Here is an 18,577-nt window from a genome sequence, read left to right as displayed (position 1 = left end):
GGGTGTGGACGGACCGATCCAGCGTACGCCAGCGCCTCGGGGCGGCCGACGTCAGGCCGCGTACGCCCCGACCAGCAGCCCCGCGAAGGCCCCGCCGATCAGGAAGGGTCCGAACGGGATCGCCGTCCTGCGCCCCGCCTTCCGGGCGACGACGAGGGCGCCCCCGTACAGCGCCCCGAACACGAACCCGGCGAGGGTGCCGAGCGTCACGGCCGGCCAGCCGTACCAGCCGAGGACGGCGCCCGCGCCGAGCGCGAGCTTCACGTCGCCGAAGCCCATGCCGCCCGGGTTGACCAGGAACAGCACGAAGTAGCCGGCGCCCAGCGCGAGCGCGCCCAGCAGGGCGGTGGCCCACTCCCCCGCGTGCCCGGGAACGAGGGCGGCCAGGCCGAGCAGGACGAGGGCGGCCCCGGCGAAGGGGAGGGTGAGCGGGTCGGGCAGCCGCTGCACCCGGAGGTCGACCACCGCCAGCAGTACCCCGACGGGTGCGAGCAGCAGCCAGACGCCCAGCTCGGGCCGGGTCCCGGTGACGGCGGCGAGGGCGGCGCAGACCAGGGCGGTGACGACGACGGGAGCGGCGCCGGGACCGTACGGCGGCCCCGCGCACGGCCCGCACCGGGCCCGCCCGAGCCAGCCGCCGACCGGGTGCCCCGCCGGGCACGCCGTCCGCCACTCCTCCCCGGGCGGGACGGAGAACCGGTAGGCCGCGCGGGGCAGCACCGCACCGGCCGCCGCGCCCCACAGCGCGGCGGCGACGGCCGCCCAGACGTCCAGGTGCTCGCCGTACCCGCTCATCCCGCCGCCCCGGCCACGTCGCGCCACGCCGACGGCGTCGCCCTGTTCCCCGGAACCACCGAGCTGGACGGACGGGGACTGCGACGCTGCGGCATGACGGGTCTCCTGGGTGTGCGGGAGGAGGGTCTGCTGAGCCTCCGGAGATCCTAGGGACTCGGACGGCCGCGGTCGAAGGTCTCCTCCCGCCGCGACTTCCCCCGACGGCGCCGGCGGATCGGCCGGTCGACCGCCGAACAGGTCCTCGGCCTTCTCGGCGTGCACCGCCCGCTGGGCCCGGAGCCCGAGCCGACCGGGACCGGTGCGGGCCCGGACCCGCTCCCGTACGGCATCGGGCGCCGGGATCCCCCGCCGCTCCAGGATGCGCAGCGTCATCGCGGCACGATCCCCTTCCCGGCCCTCCTCGCGCACCGGCTCCGCCACCGGGCAACGACGACCGGCGGACCTGCCGGGCGCTGTGGAGGTGTACCGGTCGGCATGTCTGGTGGCGCTGGGCCGACCGACCGGAGGAGCCGTTGGAGTGAGGTTCCCCCGAGACACGGGGAGAGGCGACAGCAGGGCAGACGGGACTCAGGAGAGGAGCGCGGACGACGCCTGCCCCAGGAAATACCGCTGGAGTTGTGTGAACGTGCGGTGCGGCCTCAGTCCGGTGGTGTCGCGCTCACGCACCGCGATCCACCCCGACGGGGCGGTGCCGGCCGTGACGACGACAGCAGAACACGCTCACGCGCAGGTGGAGACCTGTGGCAGCCCCATATGTCCCGTGCGTGCGATGACGGAGAATTCCGCCACCCTGCGTCGCTACGGAACCTGTGGTGGGCGTGGAGCCCTCCGGAGGTCGCACCCCCACTCGCAGGGGGTACATGAGCCTGCACGGGGTGCCTATGGGATCCGGTCGCCCCCAGGGTGACTGACCATCGGGGAGGGGCGAGTCCTGTGGGACAGGAGCACTGGACAGCGGAGAGGCTCGGATTCGCGTTGTGGGTCGCCGGCGCCGGGGCCGCGTTCGGCGTGGTGGGAGCGTTGCTGTCAGCGGTGGGTGCCCCGGAGACGGTTGCCTGGCCTGCCGCTGCCGGAGCGGCAGTGGCCGGTGGATGGGGCGGCCACCAGCTCATGCGTTGGTACATGGCACGCCGGTGAGCTGGCCGCACCGGCGAGGGAGGCGCTGGCGGCCCCTCCGGCAGACGGTCGAGGCCGCGAATCCGGGCCGGAACAGCCTGCTCGAAGCGGACTGCCTGCACGGCATGTCCCCGGCCGATGTCGCGGGCCTGGTCGGTGATCCGGCGCACCGGCGCAGGTACATCGCTCCCACGGCGTACTGCACGCACCCCCTCTCACCGGTGTTGTCCCTCACGGGTGCCTGGCCGGTGGAGGTCTCGGCGTTCTCGGTGGACGGGGCGGGCCCACGCGCCGCGGTCGTCATGGCGGTACGGCTGTCCAGCGCGGCGCCGGCGCTCACCCGGCACGGGTCCCTCCAGGGTGGACCCTGCAGCCACTGGCGCCGGCTCTCCGTACGCGGCGGTGCCAAAGCGCCGGCCGAGTCCGGCCGCGCCGTCGGCGAGCGCTTCCGGCCGGTCCGTGTCGGGACGGAGGGCCGGGCGGTCCCGGAGAGGACCACGTCCGCGAGGAGGAACGCACCCCCTGTACCGCTCGCCCTCGCCGGGAACCTGCGGCACGCGGAGCCGAGGGCGCCGTACGGGTACTGCGCACCCTCCGGAACACGACGGAGGACGGGGAGCCACCGTCGGTACCGGTGCGGCCCTCCGTGGCCGCACCACTGGCCGGCGTGGCCGGGGCGGAGTCGCCGGTCAACGGATTCCGTCCACTCCCGGTACCTGTGATGACGACCGGTCCAGGGGGCTGCTCGGACAGTTCCTGACATCCGCACCTGACACCAACGATGCCGGACGGAGATGTACGCCGGTTGCCTGTCCGGCTGTCGCTCCAGCCGACGACCGCGGCCGGAGAAGGCCGAACCGAACTCCTGGAGCGGGTGTCGCGGGTTCGAATCCCGCCGGGACGCGGAGAAGGGGGCCGGCCCAGCAGGGGCTTCCTGCTGGGCCGGCCCCCTTCTCCGCGTTCGGGGTCGTGTCACAGGCGTGCCCCTGACGCCACGCGGATGCCGCATCCCCCAGCCGGTGGTTCTCCCCTCGCCCTCTCGGATCGTGGCCCGAACCCGGGTCGGCGACGAACGGAATGGGGGTGGGCAGGGGGTGCCTGTGCCGCCGGGGGGGAAGGCCGGCGCACGGGCATCATGGCTCCCGGCGGGCGGGGTGGAGCACTGGCGTTCCTCCGGCGCCCCACCCCCTGACCCGGACGTCCGAAGGCCTGACCAGGATGTGATGACGTCGGTCAGGCGCCGACGGCCGCGGCGTGACGGGCGGCGACGTCCTCCCAGTCGACCAGGTCCCAGAGCTTGGTGACGTAGTCCGGCCGGACGTTCCTGTACTGCAGGTAGTAGGCGTGCTCCCAGGCGTCGAAGACGAGCAGCGGGATGCTGCCCTGGCCGACGTTGCCGTGGTGGTCGTAGACCTGCTCCACGATCAGGCGCCTGCCCAGGGGTTCCCAGGCGAGCACGCCCCAGCCCGAGCCCTGCACGGATGTGGTGGCCACGGTGAGCTGCTTCCTGAAGGCCTCGAAGCCCCCCAGGTGCTCGTCGATCGCGGTCGCCAGCGCTCCGTCGGGGCGGCCGCCGCCGTCCGGGGAGAGGTTCTGCCAGAAGATCGAGTGCAGGACGTGCCCGGAGAGGTTGAAGGCGAAGGTCTTCTCCAGGCCGACGAGGCCGGTGGGCGTGATCTGGTCCTTGTCCCGGACCTCCGCGATCTGCTCCAGCGTGTCGTTGGCTCCCTTGACGTAGGCGGCGTGGTGCTTGGCGTGGTGCAGTTCCAGGATTTCCGGCGTGATGGCCGGCGCGAGCGCTGAGTAGTCGTAGGGCAGGTCGGGAAGCGCGTAGGTGCCCATCTGGCGCGTCTCCTTCGGTGGGTTGGCCGTCCTGGGACAGCCTACGACTTTATTGCGAATGACTTGCAACAGCATGCATGTTGCATCAGCATGAGTCGTGGCGGGGCCGGCCCGTCGGCTTCCGGTGGTGCAGCACCCGACATGGGTGCGGTCCTTCCAGGAAGGTGATCGTCTTCTCAACCGGCGTCCGCCGGATCCGGCCGGCCCCGCGCGCCTCGTCCCAGCGGGCGGCGCACCCCCCGCCCAGCGAGATCCTCCGCGTCCGGGGGGAGTCGGTGGTGAGGAGCGGGAGGTCCCCGGCGACGGCGGCGATCCTCCGAGGACCGCGTGGACACGGGGAAACCGCAGCCGGGCCTCCTTCACCCGCTTCCACGCGCCCGGGGTTCCAGGCCGCCGGGAGCGACAGCCGGGCCGTCCTGTCCCACCGGGCCGGGGTCGGCCGCTCGACCGACGAAAAGGAGTCGACCGCCCCACCGGGCCTGGACGATCATGCGTCCATGCCCCGGACAGCCACCCTCGCCCGTGTCGACGCGGATCTGGCAGCCGGCCGCGTACCCATGGCACGCCAACGTCTACGCGGACTGGTCTCCTCCTACCCCACCGACCTGACCCTCCGCCGTCGCCTCGCGGAGGTGTACCGGCTGTACGGAGAGCCCGCGGAGGCAGGACGCTGGATGTACCTCGAGGAGGACCGGGACGCGGACGAGACCTCCGCCTTCGAAGCGAGGTACCGGACACCCCGGGAACGCATGAGGGCCCTCGCGTGGCGCGGTCCCGAGTCCCTCGCCCCCTCCGGGTTCGCCGTGGAGCAGCTGGCAGCGGTACGAACCGCCTGCTCCGAAGCCCTGGGGCGCCCGGTGGACTGGGACTCGACGGCTTCCGTCCCGGACGACGAACCGGACGCCGGCGTGGGGAAGTTCGGCGACTTCCTGGCAGGAGCCGGCTGTCTGGTGGCGGTCCTGGCGATGCTGGGGATCTGGGTGAACGGACTGATCGCCCTGTTCCGCTGACTCGCCCGCCGGCGGATCGGTGGGGTGCTGGTCGGCCGAGGGGGTTGACGGTGCCGCGCAGGATGGCCAGGACCGGGTCGTACATGCGGACCTCGATGGTGCCGAGGGCGTCGCCGGCCCTGTTCGTCTGGGCCCGGGCGCTCCCGATGGCGGTGGAGCGCACGGCTTCCCCGGGGACCGCCCGGTCGACGATGTCGACAGCTGCGGCGTCGGCGCAGCGGCGGGTGGTGCCCATGGCCTCGCCGCAGAGCCTGTCCACCCGCACCGCCGTCCGGTCGATCCGCGCGTCCGACGCCCGGGGGCGGTGAGCCGACGGCGCCGTACGTACTCCGACAGCGGCATGCCCGCGAGCGCGGAGAACATCCGGCGCAGGTGGTACTCCGAGGTGGCCGCGGTACGGGCCGGCTCGGCCACGCCGACCTGCCGGTCGAGGCGGCCCCCGATGTGCTCCAGGGCCTGGTTGAGACGCTCCAGCACTCCCGGTCCCCTTCACTTTTCGCACTCACCACGGTAGGAAACGGACCTCTTCCCCGACCCGACGGTCCGTGCCCGATCCGATCGGCACGGCCGGTTGACATGGGAGCGCGGCGAGGGGGCATTCGGAGAGAACAGTTCAAAGGTAAGGAAACTGCGGCCCGTTCGGTCCGTGCAACCGACAACCGGGAGTATCCAATGACGAGTTACGGCAGCTCTTCCGCCGCGTCCTCCGGCTCGCGCACCAACGGCCTGGCGATCGCGAGTCTGTGCTGCGGCGTCGTCGGACTGTTCGTCCTGAACATCGTCCTGGGCCCGTTGGCCATCGTCTTCGGTGCCGTCGCCCGCCGCCGGGCGGCGGTCAAGAACGGTGCCGGGATGGCGAAGGCCGGCATCGTCCTCGGCGTCGTCGACGTGGTCCTGTGGCTCGTGCTGCTGCTCGTCGCCGCGAACAACGGTGGGTTCAGCTGGTACGTGGGCGGCTAGTGGCCCTGCGGGAGGACGAGTGCGTGCGGGTGGGTACCGGGTACCCGCCCGCACTCCGCTGTGCGGCCGTGGCCGCGGGAACCGGTGGGCCGGCGCCAGCCGTGCGGCGAGCGGCAGGCCGAGACCGCGCCGGAGGAGAAACCGAGGACCGTGCCGGCGCAGTGCCCCCGCGTCCGCGAACTCCCGTTGGGTGGGAGCCAGTTCGCCTAGATTGGGGAACCGGCTCTTGACCGCCCGCTCCAGGAGGCTCGCCCGTGCCCGAGGACATCGCCCAGGACGGCTCCGGTTCCGCGACCCGTGTCCGGATCGACACGACCAAGCCGCACTCGGCGCGGTTCTGGAACTACTTCGTCGGCGGGAAGGACCACTACAAGGTCGACCGGGAGACAGGCGACCGGATCAAGGAGATCTTTCCCGGTCTGGTGGACGTGGCACACACCAGCCGGCGGTTCCTGGGGCGGGCCGTCCGCCACCTCGCCGGTGAACAGGGCATACGGCAGTTCCTGGACGTGGGCACGGGGCTGCCGACCGCCGACAACACGCACGAGGTGGCCCAGCGCGTCGCCCCGGACGCCCGGATCGTGTACGTCGACAACGACCCGATCGTGCTGGCCCACGCGAACGCCCTGCTCACCAGCGCCCCCGAGGGAAGGACGGCCTACCTCGACGCCGACCTGTACGACCCCGAGGCGGTGCTGCGGGCCGCCGCCGGGACGCTCGACCTGTCCCGGCCGGTCGCCCTGGCGGTCCTCAACACGCTCGGCCATGTGGCCGACTACGAGCAGGCCCGCGATCTGGTGCGTCGGCTCATGGCGGGGCTCCCCTCGGGCAGCCACCTGGTGATCAGCGACAGCACGGCCACCAGCGAGGGCATGATCGCCGCGTCCGAGGCGTACAACTCCAGCGGCGCCGTGCCGTACCACGTGCGCGGCGTCGACGAGATCGCCGGGTTCTTCGACGGGCTGGAGCTGGCGGAACCGGGCGTCGTACGGGTGCCGCAGTGGCGGCCGGACACGGACGACGACACGGCGGCGACCGTGGACGCCTACTGCGGCGTGGGCCGCAAGCCCTGACCGCCGGCCCCGGCACGGCGGAGGGACCGGGGCGCCGCTCCGCCGCGCGCCATGGGGCTAGGCTCCCGTTCATGACGACTGCAGAGAACAACGGCTCCTCCCCCCTCGATGTCGAGATCGGTGCACTGGACGGCGGGTCCGCCGGACTCGACCGGTACGCGGGGCGGGCCGTGCTCGTGGTGAACGTGGCCTCCAAGTGCGGGCTGACCCCGCAGTACGCCGGACTGGAGCGGCTGCACGAGCGGTACGCGGAGCAGGGCTTCACCGTGCTCGGCGTGCCCTGCAACCAGTTCCTCGGGCAGGAGCCGGGCAGCGCGGAGGAGATCGCCGAGTTCTGCTCGGCGACGTACGGCGTGACCTTCCCGATGACCGAGAAGGTCGAGGTCAACGGGGACGGGCGGCACGCCCTGTACGAGCGGCTGACCGGGTTCGCCGACGCGGAGGGGTACAGCGGGGACGTCCGCTGGAACTTCGAGAAGTTCCTGATCGGGCGGGACGGCGAGGTCGTCGCCCGGTTCTCGCCGCAGACCGAGCCGGAGTCGGCTCAGGTCGTGGCGGCGGTGGAGAAGGCGCTCGGCTGACCGTTGACCCTGCCCCTGGGGCAGGGGTGAGCGTGTCCGTCGCCGGGCGGAGAGGCCGCCCGGCGACGGAGGATGTCGGCGTGGACGAGGAACTGATCGGCATCGGGGCGTTCGCGGCGCGGGCGCGGCTGTCGGCGAAGGCGCTGCGGCTGTACGACCGGCTGGGGTTGCTGGCCCCGGCACGGGTCGACGAGGCCACCGGATACCGGTTCTACCGGCCCGGCCAGGTCGAACGCGCCCGGCTGGTGGCGCTGTTGCGGCAGCTCGACATGCCGCTGGCCCGGATCGCCGAGGTCGTCGACGCGGACGACGGCGCGACGGCCGCGAAGCGGCTCGCCGCCTACTGGGCGGACGTCGAGGCGCGGTACGCCGGGCAGCGGACACTCGCGGCATACCTCCGTGGACGGCTGTCGGGGAGGAGTTCCGAGATGTACGGGAAGTTCGTGGTCGAGACGGTGGACGTGCCGGCGCAGGTGCTGATCACCGAGGAACGGCACCTGCTGGCGGGGGAGTTGCCGGCGTGGATCGGGGCCTCGCTGGACCGGCTGGAGGAGGCTGCCCGGGAGTGCGGGGGCGTCGCCGGAGCGTCGTTCGTGGTGTACCACTCCGAGGTGTCCATGGAGAGCGACGGCCCCGCGGAGGCGTGTGTGCCGGTCGCCGACGAGGCGGCGGCGCGCGCCTGGGCGGAGCGGCGGGGCCGGGCCCGGGAGACGGCGGTGCGGGTGGAGCCGGCGCTGCGGCTGGCCCGCACCCGGATCACCAAGGCGCAGGTGGCGCATCCGCAGATCCTGGCCGCCTTCGAGGCGGTGGAGAAGTGGATGGAGGCGGAGGGACTGACGCCGACGGGACCCTGCCGGGAGGTGTACTTCACCGACTGGGACGCCGCGGGCCCCGAGGACCCGGTGTGTGACGTGGCCTTCCCCGTGGCCTTCCCGACGGCCTCCCCCGTGGCCCGTGCCGCGGACTGAGTCGGGAGGGCGTCGGCCGAGCCCTCTCGGCTAGGACGGCGAACCGGTCGAGAGGGCCCTGCCGGTGGTGCTCGTGCCGGTCCGGTGTCGCCCGGTGGCCGGTCGCCGGACCGGTCATCTCCTGACCGGTCAGCTCCTGACCGAGGCCACGAAGGCGCTCCACGCGTCCGCGGGGAAGGACAGCTTCGGACCCTCGGGGGCCTTGGTGTCCCCGAGTTCCAGCGCCGCCTCGGTGGTCGACCTGACCATCACGCACGCGCCGTTGTTGTTGGTGTAGGAGGACGTCGTCCACGTTTCCGTGGCGCCCAGACGAATTGCCATGTTCGCTCCGTAGCCAGATGCCGAGTCGCTGTCACCGTCCTGCGCGTTCCGACGTGGACCCGCAGGGCGGTTTTCGCCAACCCCCGTTGGTGGTTGGCGTGATCGACGCTACTCGCCAACCTCTTCTTCCGGAGTAGTCGTTCACTCGACCGGGTGGCATATACCAGGCGAGTCTTCTAAGCCGACGTGTCAGCGGTGTACCATCCCGCCGCCTCCCGACCGGCCTTCAGCGCGCGTAGTCCTTCGCGAGGCGCTCGACGAGTTGCCGGGACGCCTCCACGTTCAGCGACTGGGCCCGCAGGTGCTCGTACATCACCGTGTACTTCTGCACGTCGTGCGGCTTCTCCAGGTACAGGTCGCTGGTGACGCCCTCGATGTAGACGACGCTGGAGTCGGCCGCGTCGGCGAACTCCAGGATCGAGTACTGGCCGTTGATGCCGGCGTGCGCACCGACCTCGAACGGCAGCACCTGCACGGTGATGTGCGGCAGCTGGGACAGCTCCATGACGTGCTCCAGCTGTTCCCGCATCACCTGCCGGCTCCCGACGACCCGGTGCAGCGACGCCTCGTCCAGCACCACCCACAGCCGCAGCGGGTCCTTCTCGGCGGTGATCCGGCCCTGCCTGCGCAGCCGGACCTCGACCCGCTTGTCGTTGTCCTGCTCGGACGACTCCGGCGAACCGCCCTGGACGATCGCCTCGGCGTACGCGCGGGTCTGCAGCAGACCGGTGATGATCTGGGGCTCGTAGACGCGGAGCGACTCCGCGTCCGTCTCCAGCCCGATGTAGACGCTGTACGGGATGTCGCCGAAGGCGTGCCACCAGCCCTGCTGGCGCGAGTCCTTGGCCATCTGCATCAGCGACTCGACGATCCGCTGGTCCTCCACCTCGTAGACCCCGCACAGATCGCGGACGTCACGCTGGCTGATGCTCCGCCGGCCGTTCTCCAGGCGGCTGATCTTCGATTGCGACACCAGCAGCCGCTCCGCCACCTCCTCGGCGGTCATGCCCTTGACCTCACGGAGCCGGCGCAGCTCCTGGCCCAACCGGCGCCGCCTGACGGTGGGATTGACATTGGACGCCACGGGACGTGCACCTCCGGCTGCGTGCCTCGTACTGCTTGCCACTGTGTGTGCCTGCTGTCGAGCAGACTGCCACCAAGGGGCTTCCTACCGCTGGGAAACGGTGGATATACGACGGGTACACGCCACTTCGCGGTGTGATGGCCGGTGCCGGACGCGGGTGCGCCGGGCGGGGCGGGGAGAACGCGTGCGTTCTCCCCGCCCCGCCCGGACTGCGGCTCCCGTGACCGGGTCTGTCCGCCGCGGATCCGTCTGCCGCGGATCCGTCGGCCGTGTCGTGCTGTCGGCCCCGGGTGACGTACGGCTCAGTGGGCCGCGGCGCGCGCCATGGATCCGTGGTGCGGTTGCGCCGGAACGCCTCGGGCGGGTTCCGGTGCGCCCCGGCCGCCGGCGGGGGCCTGCCGGCCTGCCGGAGCGGGGTTGCGGCGCGGCTGGACCGCCACGCCGTTCTGGACGTCCATCACGGCGTGCGCGACGAGTCCGCCCATCGGGTCGTGCCGGATCAGGTCCCGCAACCGGGAACGCGAGGAGCGTCCCTCGTTCCCCGGGTACAGGTGCTTGCCGAGGCCGACCGCGTGCGCCAGTGCGGCGAGCGCCGCGGTCCGCGGGTCCGGCGGAACGCCGGTGCGGATCGCGGAGTCCAGCCGGGCCCTGATCTCCCGGCTGATCTCGGTGTCCGTCGCCTGGTAGCGAGTCGTCGGCAGCACCCCGCACATCTGTCCGGCCACGGCGTGCACCATGCCGCACCGCTCCAGATGTGAGAGGTAGGTCTGGCGCAGCCCGAGACGCGGCCCGCCGATCCAGTGGACCGCCCGTACCGGAGCGCCGCGCCTTCGCAGCAGCTCCAACGCGCAGTCCAGTGTTGGGTCTCCAGTCGGCCGTGGCACCACCACGGCGATACGATCCCCGTCTGGGGCTATCCGTCCGGCCAGCGCCAGCTCCACTAGCTGTGCTCCGGCCAGACCCAGGTCGAGCGACTGCGGCTGTGCAGTGGTACCCGTGGCCGGGTCCAGTGCCAGCAGCAGAAGCTCCTCCGGAAGTGTTCTGCGGCTCCTGCCCATCCATGCCTCCCCGCGTGGATGAATGACAGGGTGACCCCTCTCACATTGGTCTGTCGAGGGCACGTGACCGGTTCGTAGTGGAACCAGTAGCTATGTCGTTCTCGTCTACCGCGTGAGGGAAGCCCGCACACAGGACACTGGTACATGGTTCGGACAGCGCTGCGGAGTGCTGTCCCGGGCGGGGCTGTTCACGGTTCGGTTGGCGCACGCGGGGCGTGCGGCGCATGAGGAGGCATCGGTGGCGGGCGAGTCCCCCGACAGGTCGAAGCAGCGCGAGTCGTCGGAAGGAACGACGTCGGGGAGCGGGGGCCCGGTTCCCGGGAAGCGGGACCCCCGGTTGGCGGTGAGCCGCAAGGCCGAGTCCTCCGGGGGCCGCGGGAACGTCGACACGGCCACCCGTGTGCTGTCGGTGCGCGAGGACGCGCCCGCCGACGGGGGTGGGGGGCCCGGCCGCCTGCGGGAGGCGGCGGCCACGTGGGTCCGCCCGGCGGAATCGGACGGGAAGGGGCCGGAGGGCGCCGCCGACGGGGCGGCGGACGCCTCCGGGACCGGTACGGACGCGGGCGCGCCGGAGTCCGGCGCCTCCGGCGGCCAGGACGGGCCCGGGGCGGAGCCGGAGTCCGGCCGGGAGGACACCGCGGACGAGGACGCCTCCGGGCGGACGGCGGCTGTCGCCGCGAAGCCGGGGGGCGAGGCCGCGGACGCGGACACGACGGACGCCTCCCACGACCGGGAGGGCCCCGAGGACGCCCGAAGCGAGGCGCCCACCACCACGGCCGGCGCGTCCCGCGCCGAGGACGGGTCCAGGAACGCCGCACAGGCCGCCTCCGGGACCGCTGCGGACCCGCACGCGCCGAAGCCCGCGACCGACGCCTCCGACGGCCAGGACGGGCCCGGGAAGGCCCGCAGGGCCGCCTTTGGGACCGGCACGGACCCGCACGCGCCGAAGCCCGCCGGCACCGCGCACGGCGCGTCCCGCGCCGCGGAGGCGCCCGGGAACCCCGGGACGCCCGCGGGCGCGTCCCGGAGCGACGCCGCCCGCGGCCGGGACGAGGCCGGGAACGCCGCGCAGGACGGGCCGGACGCGGACGCGAAGGAGGGCGGCTCCTCCGGGGCCGCCGGCACGGCGCAGGCCGCCCCCGCGGACGCGGCCCCGGGCGAGGAGGGCCCCGGGGCGGGTCCGTCGTCCGGGGGCGGCGACGGGAGGCCGGACGCGGAGCCGGTCCCGGGTGCCCGGAGGGCGGCCGGCGAGGACGGCGACGACCAGGACGGCGAGGACGGGCCCGGAGCGGCGGACGACGTCCCCGGGGCCTCCGGTGCGAAGGACGAGGACCGGGACGGCCGTTCGAAGACCGGGGGCCCCGTCGACCAGCCCACCGCCGTGTTCCGGACCGGGCGGCCCTCCGCGCCGGCCGTGGACCAGCCCACCACCATGCTCAAGCTGGGCACGGCGGGCCGCGCGACCGAGGCCGAGTCCGAGCGGACCAGCAAGTTCGTCGCGCTCAGGCGGGACGAGGACCTCGGCGTGCGCAAGCCGCCCGCCACGCCCGCCGCCCCCACCGCCTCGCTCCCGCAGGTCGGCCCCGAGCGGACCACGCAGCAGCCGCTGCCGCCCAAGCCGCCGCTGGACCTGCTGGCCGAGCTGACCAACACCCCGCCGCCCCCGCAGACCCCGCTGCGGACGGCCGTGCGGCGCGTCAAGATCTGGGCGCCGCTGGTCGCGCTCCTCGCGATCGTCTTTGCGATCGTGCAGGCCGTACGCCCGCTGCCGGCTCCCACCCTGGTGCTCACCGCGGAGGACACCCACACCTTCGACGGCGACCCGGTGAAGCTGCCCTGGCCGGACGAGGGCCAGGGTTGGATGAGCGGCGACGGCATCGGCACGATGGACCGCTTCGGTGAACAGAAGCCGGTCGCCATCGGCTCGGTCGCCAAGACCATGACGGCGTACATCATCCTGCGCGAGCACCCGCTGAAGCCCGGTGAGGAAGGCCCGAAGATCGAGGTCGACGCGAGGGCGGAGGAGGAGGGCGGCTACGACAAGGACGGCGAGTCCACGCTCAACACCGTCAAGGCCGGCGACTTCCTCACCGAGAAGCAGGCGCTGTCGGCCGTCATGGTCCCCTCCGCGAACAACATCGCGCGTCTGCTGGCGCGTTGGGACGCGGGTTCCGAGGAGGCGTTCATCAAGAAGATGAACGACACCGCCAAGGAGCTCGGGATGACCAACACGACGTACACCGACCCCTCGGGGCTGAAGGAGACCACCGTCTCCACCGCCGAGGACCAGACGAAGCTCGGCATCGCGGCCATGAGAATTCCGGCCATGGTGGCCATCACCAGCGCGGCCAGCTGGACGGACCCGACCGGGAAGTACTGGACCAACTACAACGAGCTGCCCTACACCATGGGCGCGATCGGCATCAAGACCGGCTCCACCACCAAGGCCGGCGGCAACCTGCTCTTCGCGGCCCGCAAGGAGGTGGACGGTCGGACGGTCGTCGTCGTCGGCGCGATCCTCGGCCAGCACAAGGGCCCGTCGATCCTGAAGACGGTCAACGAGGTCAGCAAGCCCGCGCTGCGGGCCGCCCAGGAGGCGCTGACCTCGGCGAGGATCCTGAAGAAGGGCGATGTCGTCGGGTACGTGGACGACGGTCTCGGCGGCCGTACGCCCGTCGCCGTCACCGAGGACGTCAAGGCGGTCGGCTGGGCGGGCCTGTCGGTGAAGCTGATGTTCGCCGCGGAGGATCTGCCGCACACGGCGAAGGCCGGCACCAAGGTCGGCACGCTCACCGTGGGCGACGGCACGAAGGGCGCGGTCGAGGCGCCGGTCGCCCTGCGGGAGGACCTCGTGGAGCCCGGCTTCACGAACAGGCTGACGCGTCTCACCTGATCCGCTCCGACACATCGAGCGCCCTGTCCGGTCCGCGTGGACCGGACAGGGCGCTGTTCCGTTTCCCCGTCTCCGGACCCGGTCGCCGTGGCGCGTCCCCCACCTCGTTGACCTATTCAATTGCACGGCCGAACGTCAGCAGTAAATGCTTTGATCACTTCTGGTGTCAATGCGATCGCCAACAGTCACAGAACCGCCTGACCATGTACCAGGGAAAAAACCACAGGACCGAGTTGAGAGATCTGACCAGTCTTCACTCCTCCCGTCCAGCCTCGATGACGTCCAGTGCGCTCCACCTGGAGGGCTTCATACGGTGATCGTCGAAGAGCTCCGCACCGAACTCCTGCCCAGAAGTGAACGGCTGACCACCTGGCAACGCCACCTCTCCCACGCCCTGGCCCCCGTGGACGTGCGCACCCCGCACGCCCCGGACTTCCTGGCGTCCCTGCGCCTGGTGGACCTCGGGGGCGTACGCGTCGCGACCACGACGTCCCCTCCGCTCGAAGCGCGCCAACGCACCACCGCGGGAGGACCGGGCGGCTCGGGGTACTACGCCCTGGTGCTCAACCGGAGGGGGAACGTGGTCGTCGCCAACGGCAAGGCGGACCCGCCGTACCGGCGCCGGTACGGGGTCATCGAGGACCCGGTGGCACGCCGGTTCGGTTACCACACTCCGCCGGACCCCTCGGCGGAGGTGCGGTTCACGACGGCCCAGGAAGAACGCGCGGAATCCCTGGACGAGGACGTGCTGCTCGCCGCCTACGGCCGCGACGGCACCGAAGGCTGCTGGCAGCAGGCGCACGAGAAGCTGCTCGAGGACGTGCCGGAGTCCGACTACGGCGTCATGAACGGCTATGCCAAGAAGGCGTACGAGGCGTCGCAGCGCGACGGCGAGGTCCTCAAGGTGTTCCGCACGTGGAGCGCCTGCATGGAGAAGGGCGGCTTCCGGTACAGCACTCCCATGGCCGCCGCCGGCGACCCGGACTGGGCCCGCTCCCCGAAGCCCTCGGCCCGCGAGATCGAGACGGCGCGTGCCGACGTGCGCTGCAAGGAGGAGACGGGGGTCGTCGATGTCTGGTCCGCCGCCGACACACGCATCCAGCGCGGCCTGATCAAGGCGGATCCCATGAGCTTCCGGGCCCTGAAGGCGACGAAGGACGTCCGGCTGACTGCGGCCCGGCGGGTCCTGGACACCCGGGACTGAGGGCAGGCGCGCCGCCGCGCCGCGGCCCGCGTCACTGCTCCGTCTCCTCGCACTTCAACGGTTTCTCGCGGGAGGGCCCGCCGTACAGGGAGCTGATCCGGACGTCACCCGCCTCCTGGACCGTCAGCCGGGTGAACTCGCCCTCGGGGGCCAGGCAGCCGTTGTCCGCCCACAGCCAGGGCGAGTAGGCGACCCGCACGGTGACTGTGCCGGGCCGCGGCATGTGGACGACGAGGTTGGCGCCGTCGGATTTCACCACCGAGGCAGGTTCGTCGGCGAGCGGAGTCGCGCTCTTCACCCGGTAGATCTTCCAGTTGGCGTCCTCCCACACCAGGTCCAGGTAGTCCGGCTCACTGCTCACCAACGCGTGTTCCAGCTTCGCGGGGCCGTCCGGCTCACCGTTGACGAGGACGACGAAGCCCACGGCCCACTGGGAGAGCCAGGCACGGTAGGCCCTGGAGGTGAAGGTGCCCTCGGGCACCTCGGTCCCGCCGTGCCCCTCGTAGAAGAGGCGGCCGCGCTCCACGTCGGCCTGGCGGTTCCAGCCGCGCGCCATGTTGATGTAGGGCGCAAGGATGGCGGCCTCCCGGTGGTCACGGGCCGGCACCACCTCGACCCTCGTCCGCCAGGCGTCCAGCCGCTCGAGCTCGTTGACCACACCGTCGGTCTCGACGGCCCACTCGGGCACCTCGGTGTTGGTGACTATGTCGGCGATCGTCTTGCCGGACAGCCAGGTCAGGGCCAGGGCCAGGGCCACCGCGCAGCCCACCTTCCGCCGCCTGGGCGTGAGCCGGCCGAGTGGGCGCCAGACGGGCGGCGTGCCGTCCCCCTCGCGGCCGTCCCACCGGTACATCACTATGGCGAGCAGGGCGGCGGGCGCCGCCAGCTCCGTGAGGCGTTCGACGTTCGTGCCGATCGGTGACGCGATCAGGTAGCAGAGCACCACCCCGAACGCGTACACGGCGGCGCCGTACCACAACAGCCGCCAGGCCTTCGGTGCCGCCAGGATGATCACCGCGCACAGCAGGACGGGCGGCCATATCCGCACGAGCGGCATGGGCTGCTCACCCTCGAACGGGAAGAGCAGTGTGGTCGTGGCCACCACGGCGACCGGCGGCAGGATCAGCACGAGGGCGCGGTCCCACTCGCGCGTGAGCAGATAGGCGGCTCCCACCACGAGGAGGAACAACCCGGCGACCGGGCTCCCCATCGTGGCCAGAGCCGTGGCCAGAGCCGCCAGCGTGAGGTGCCGGCCGCCGCGCCCGCTGACCACCGCGAGCACGGCGCCCATGGCGAAGGCACTGCCGAGCATGAAGGTCGAGCGTCCGGACACCACCTGGCACCACAGCGAGAACATCACCACCAGTGCGGGCCAGACCGGTCTGCGCACCCCTGTGCGCTGGACCACCGCGCCGGCGAGCCACGACGCCGCGAGCCCCGACAGCAAGGTGACGGGCACCACTCCCAGGGCCGCCATCAGGTACGGCGAGATCACGCTGTAGTTCGCCGTGTGCAGGCCGCCGTACCAGAACAGGTTGTAGGCGTAGCCCGGATACATCCTCGCGAACTCGGCCCACGCGACCTGCGCCGCCAGGTCACCGCCGCCAGTCGCGAGCACCGCTCCCCACACTCCGTACAGCGGCAGGGAACACACCAGGACGGTGAGAGGGACGCGGTGGCGCTCGTGCCAGGACCGGCGATCCCGCATGGACTTGTCACGCAGGGCAGGGCGGTGCGGGCTCAGCTCGGCGAAGGCCACTGCGGCTATCCATTCGACTTGTGCGGGAGGGTCTCGCTTCATGTAGACGCTAATCGACCACCGGCCGTTGGCAGCAGGGACCCCGCAGTTGTAGGGCCGTCAACCCCAGTGACCGCTCGCGCACCGGCGACGACGGATCGACCCAGCCGGCTGGATGTTCATACATATGAACAGAAGTCATCAAGGCGAACATTTTACCCGCTCTTGACCTGACACTTCCTTGTCATGATCGTGTCATAACGCCCACGATGAGCGGGCACTTCGCGGCCTTCCTCGTTCCTACCCCGCTCAGGCGAAGTGCCAACCAGCTGAGCGGAGTTCACAAGGAAGACCCTGGAAGGGGGGACATGAACGGTCTCGACTGGGCGGTTCTCATCGGTTACTTCGCCGTGATGGTCGCCATCGGTGTCTGGTCGCACAAGCGGGTGGACAACGTCAGCGACTTCTTCACGGCCGGCGGCAAGATGCCGTGGTGGCTCTCCGGCATCTCCCACCACATGTCCGGGTACAGCGCGGTGATGTTCACCGGCTACGCCGGCATCGCCTACACCTACGGTGTGACGTCCTTCGTCACCTGGTCGTTCCCCATCGCCCTGGGCATCGCCATCGGGTCGAAGCTGTTCGCCCCGCGGATCAACCGGCTGCGCTCCCGACTCCACGTGGCGTCCCCGCTGGAGTACCTGAAGAACCGTTACGACCTGAAGACGCAGCAGGCGCTGGCCTGGTCCGGCATGCTGCTGAAGATCGTGGACGTGGGCGCGAAGTGGGCGGCGATCGCCACCCTGCTGTCGGTGTTCACCGGTGTCTCGCTCAACCAGGGCATCCTCATCACCGGTGTGGTCACGGCGATCTACTGCACCATCGGCGGTCTGTGGGCGGACGCGCTGACCGAACTCGGGCAGTTCGTCATCCAGCTGCTGGCCGGTCTCGCGATGTTCTTCGCGGTGCTGGTCGAACTCGGCGACCACGGCGGCTTCTTCGGGGCGTGGGACGAGCCGGAGCTCCAGGGCCACGGGGAGCCGCTGGTCGGGCCGTACGGAACGGTCTTCCTGCTGGCGTTCCTGTTCATCAAGCTGTTCGAGTACAACGGCGGCATGCTCAACCAGGCCCAGCGCTACATGGCCACCCCCACCCCCAGGGAGGCGGAGCGCTCGGCGCGGCTGTCGGCGGTGCTGTGGCTGGTCTGGCCGCTGGTCCTGTTCTTCCCGATGTGGATGTCGCCGCTGCTGGTGGAGTCCCAGAAGGCGGACGGCTCCGACTCCTACGCCCTGATGACCGAGCAGCTGCTGCCGCACGGTCTGCTGGGCCTGGTCATCGTCGGCTTCTTCTCCCACACGATGGCCATGTGCTCCTCGGACGCCAACGCCATCGCGGCCGTCTTCACCCGTGACGTGGCGCCGGTGCTGTCGGCGAGGGCGCGGGCGTGGGGCGAGCGGTCCGGCCTGCTCGCGGCCCGGATCACGACGGTGGTCTTCCTCGGCCTGTCCATGGCGGTCGCGACGCAGGTCGACTCGCCGACCTTCAAGGACATCATCACGGTCGTCATCAAGTGGGTGGCCGGGCTGATGGGCCCGATCGCCATCCCGATGATGCTGGGCCTGCTGCGGCCGTTCCGCCGCTCCGGCCCCACGGCGGCCCTCACCAGCTGGGGCATGGGCCTGCTGGCCTTCTGGCTGGTGAACTACCCGATCCACTGGGCCGTCGACGGCGGCGTGCCGCTGGAGTACCAGGTCTCCATCCCGCTGGCGGTCTCGCTGGTCCTCTACGTGCTGATCGGCTACGTGAAGCCGGAGGACACCCCGGAGCGGATGGCGATCATCGAACGCGTCAACACCGACGACGACTCGGCCGCGGCGGTGGTCCCGGTTCCGGCCCCGGCGGAGAGGACCGCCCGGGTGCGGGACTGACGGCCC

General features: G+C 71.7%; 15 protein-coding genes and 1 pseudogene. 9 read left to right on the top strand and 7 right to left on the bottom strand.

What is annotated here, in order from left to right:
* Positions 1-51: 51 nt before the first annotated feature.
* Positions 52-795: a prepilin peptidase gene (locus KYY02_RS00800; RefSeq protein WP_371235704.1), complete on the bottom strand. Its 744-nt coding sequence runs from the start codon at positions 793-795 to the stop codon at positions 52-54.
* Positions 796-3,144: 2,349 nt separating this feature from the next.
* Positions 3,145-3,753 (bottom strand): superoxide dismutase, encoded by a 609-nt coding sequence (locus KYY02_RS00795; protein ID WP_371235423.1) that lies wholly within the window; start codon positions 3,751-3,753, stop codon positions 3,145-3,147.
* A 497-nt stretch (positions 3,754-4,250) separates the two neighbouring features.
* On the opposite strand from KYY02_RS00795, the gene KYY02_RS00790 reads away from it, so the two are divergent.
* Both KYY02_RS00790 and KYY02_RS00785 read left to right on the top strand, forming a co-directional pair.
* Positions 4,251-4,763, top strand: a complete 513-nt coding sequence (locus KYY02_RS00790) for a DUF6584 family protein (RefSeq protein WP_371235422.1) — start codon at positions 4,251-4,253, stop codon at positions 4,761-4,763.
* Positions 4,764-4,825: 62 nt separating this feature from the next.
* Complete coding sequence (locus KYY02_RS00785; protein WP_371235421.1) at positions 4,826-5,071, top strand: hypothetical protein; 246 nt, start codon at positions 4,826-4,828, stop codon at positions 5,069-5,071.
* On the opposite strand, the pseudogene KYY02_RS00780 reads toward KYY02_RS00785, so the two are convergent.
* Positions 5,058-5,240 (bottom strand): annotated as a pseudogene (locus tag KYY02_RS00780) (helix-turn-helix transcriptional regulator); the annotation flags it as partial. The gene KYY02_RS00785 and the pseudogene KYY02_RS00780 overlap by 14 nt on opposite strands.
* A gap of 195 nt (positions 5,241-5,435) precedes the next feature.
* Between KYY02_RS00780 and KYY02_RS00775 the strand changes: the two are divergent.
* The 4 genes from KYY02_RS00775 to KYY02_RS00760 all read left to right on the top strand — a co-directional run bounded on the left by KYY02_RS00775 (position 5,436) and on the right by KYY02_RS00760 (position 8,345).
* Complete coding sequence (locus KYY02_RS00775; RefSeq protein WP_371235420.1) at positions 5,436-5,723, top strand: DUF4190 domain-containing protein; 288 nt, start codon at positions 5,436-5,438, stop codon at positions 5,721-5,723.
* A gap of 254 nt (positions 5,724-5,977) precedes the next feature.
* Entirely contained in the window at positions 5,978-6,796 is an 819-nt protein-coding gene (locus KYY02_RS00770) for an SAM-dependent methyltransferase (protein ID WP_371235419.1), read from the top strand.
* 71 nt (positions 6,797-6,867) lie between these two features.
* A complete protein-coding gene (locus tag KYY02_RS00765) occupies positions 6,868-7,377 on the top strand; it encodes a glutathione peroxidase (protein ID WP_371235418.1) in 510 nt (169 codons plus the stop codon).
* An 80-nt stretch (positions 7,378-7,457) separates the two neighbouring features.
* Positions 7,458-8,345, top strand: a complete 888-nt coding sequence (locus KYY02_RS00760; RefSeq protein WP_371235417.1) for a MerR family transcriptional regulator — start codon at positions 7,458-7,460, stop codon at positions 8,343-8,345.
* Positions 8,346-8,474: 129 nt separating this feature from the next.
* On the opposite strand, the gene KYY02_RS00755 is transcribed toward KYY02_RS00760, so the two are convergent.
* The 3 genes from KYY02_RS00755 to KYY02_RS00745 form a co-directional block, all read right to left on the bottom strand.
* Entirely contained in the window at positions 8,475-8,666 is a 192-nt protein-coding gene (locus tag KYY02_RS00755) for a DUF397 domain-containing protein (protein ID WP_371235416.1), read from the bottom strand.
* Positions 8,667-8,892: 226 nt separating this feature from the next.
* Entirely contained in the window at positions 8,893-9,750 is an 858-nt protein-coding gene (locus KYY02_RS00750) for a helix-turn-helix domain-containing protein (protein WP_030822088.1), read from the bottom strand.
* A gap of 302 nt (positions 9,751-10,052) precedes the next feature.
* Entirely contained in the window at positions 10,053-10,808 is a 756-nt protein-coding gene (locus tag KYY02_RS00745; RefSeq protein ID WP_371235415.1) for a GOLPH3/VPS74 family protein, read from the bottom strand.
* A gap of 343 nt (positions 10,809-11,151) precedes the next feature.
* Between KYY02_RS00745 and KYY02_RS00740 the strand changes: the two genes are divergently transcribed.
* Together KYY02_RS00740 and KYY02_RS00735 are read left to right on the top strand one after the other, a co-directional pair.
* Complete coding sequence (locus KYY02_RS00740) at positions 11,152-13,701, top strand: D-alanyl-D-alanine carboxypeptidase (RefSeq protein WP_442538141.1); 2,550 nt, start codon at positions 11,152-11,154, stop codon at positions 13,699-13,701.
* A 313-nt stretch (positions 13,702-14,014) separates the two neighbouring features.
* Complete coding sequence (locus tag KYY02_RS00735; RefSeq protein ID WP_371235413.1) at positions 14,015-14,905, top strand: AraC-like ligand-binding domain-containing protein; 891 nt, start codon at positions 14,015-14,017, stop codon at positions 14,903-14,905.
* 31 nt (positions 14,906-14,936) lie between these two features.
* On the opposite strand, the gene KYY02_RS00730 is transcribed toward KYY02_RS00735, so the two are convergent.
* The gene (locus tag KYY02_RS00730; protein ID WP_371235703.1) at positions 14,937-16,613 is read right to left on the bottom strand and encodes a DUF8823 domain-containing protein; all 1,677 of its coding nucleotides are present in this window, start codon (positions 16,611-16,613) and stop codon (positions 14,937-14,939) included.
* Positions 16,614-17,011: 398 nt separating this feature from the next.
* Between KYY02_RS00730 and KYY02_RS00725 the strand changes: the two genes are divergently transcribed.
* On the top strand, positions 17,012-18,571 hold the full coding sequence (locus tag KYY02_RS00725; RefSeq protein WP_371235412.1) for a sodium:solute symporter family protein: 1,560 nt from the start codon (positions 17,012-17,014) through the stop codon (positions 18,569-18,571).
* The last annotated feature ends 6 nt before the right edge of the window (positions 18,572-18,577 follow it).

The organism is Streptomyces pimonensis, from assembly GCF_041380215.1.
Lineage (GTDB): Bacteria > Actinomycetota > Actinomycetes > Streptomycetales > Streptomycetaceae > Streptomyces > Streptomyces pimonensis.
This window is presented reverse-complemented; position numbering and strand designations above follow the sequence as displayed.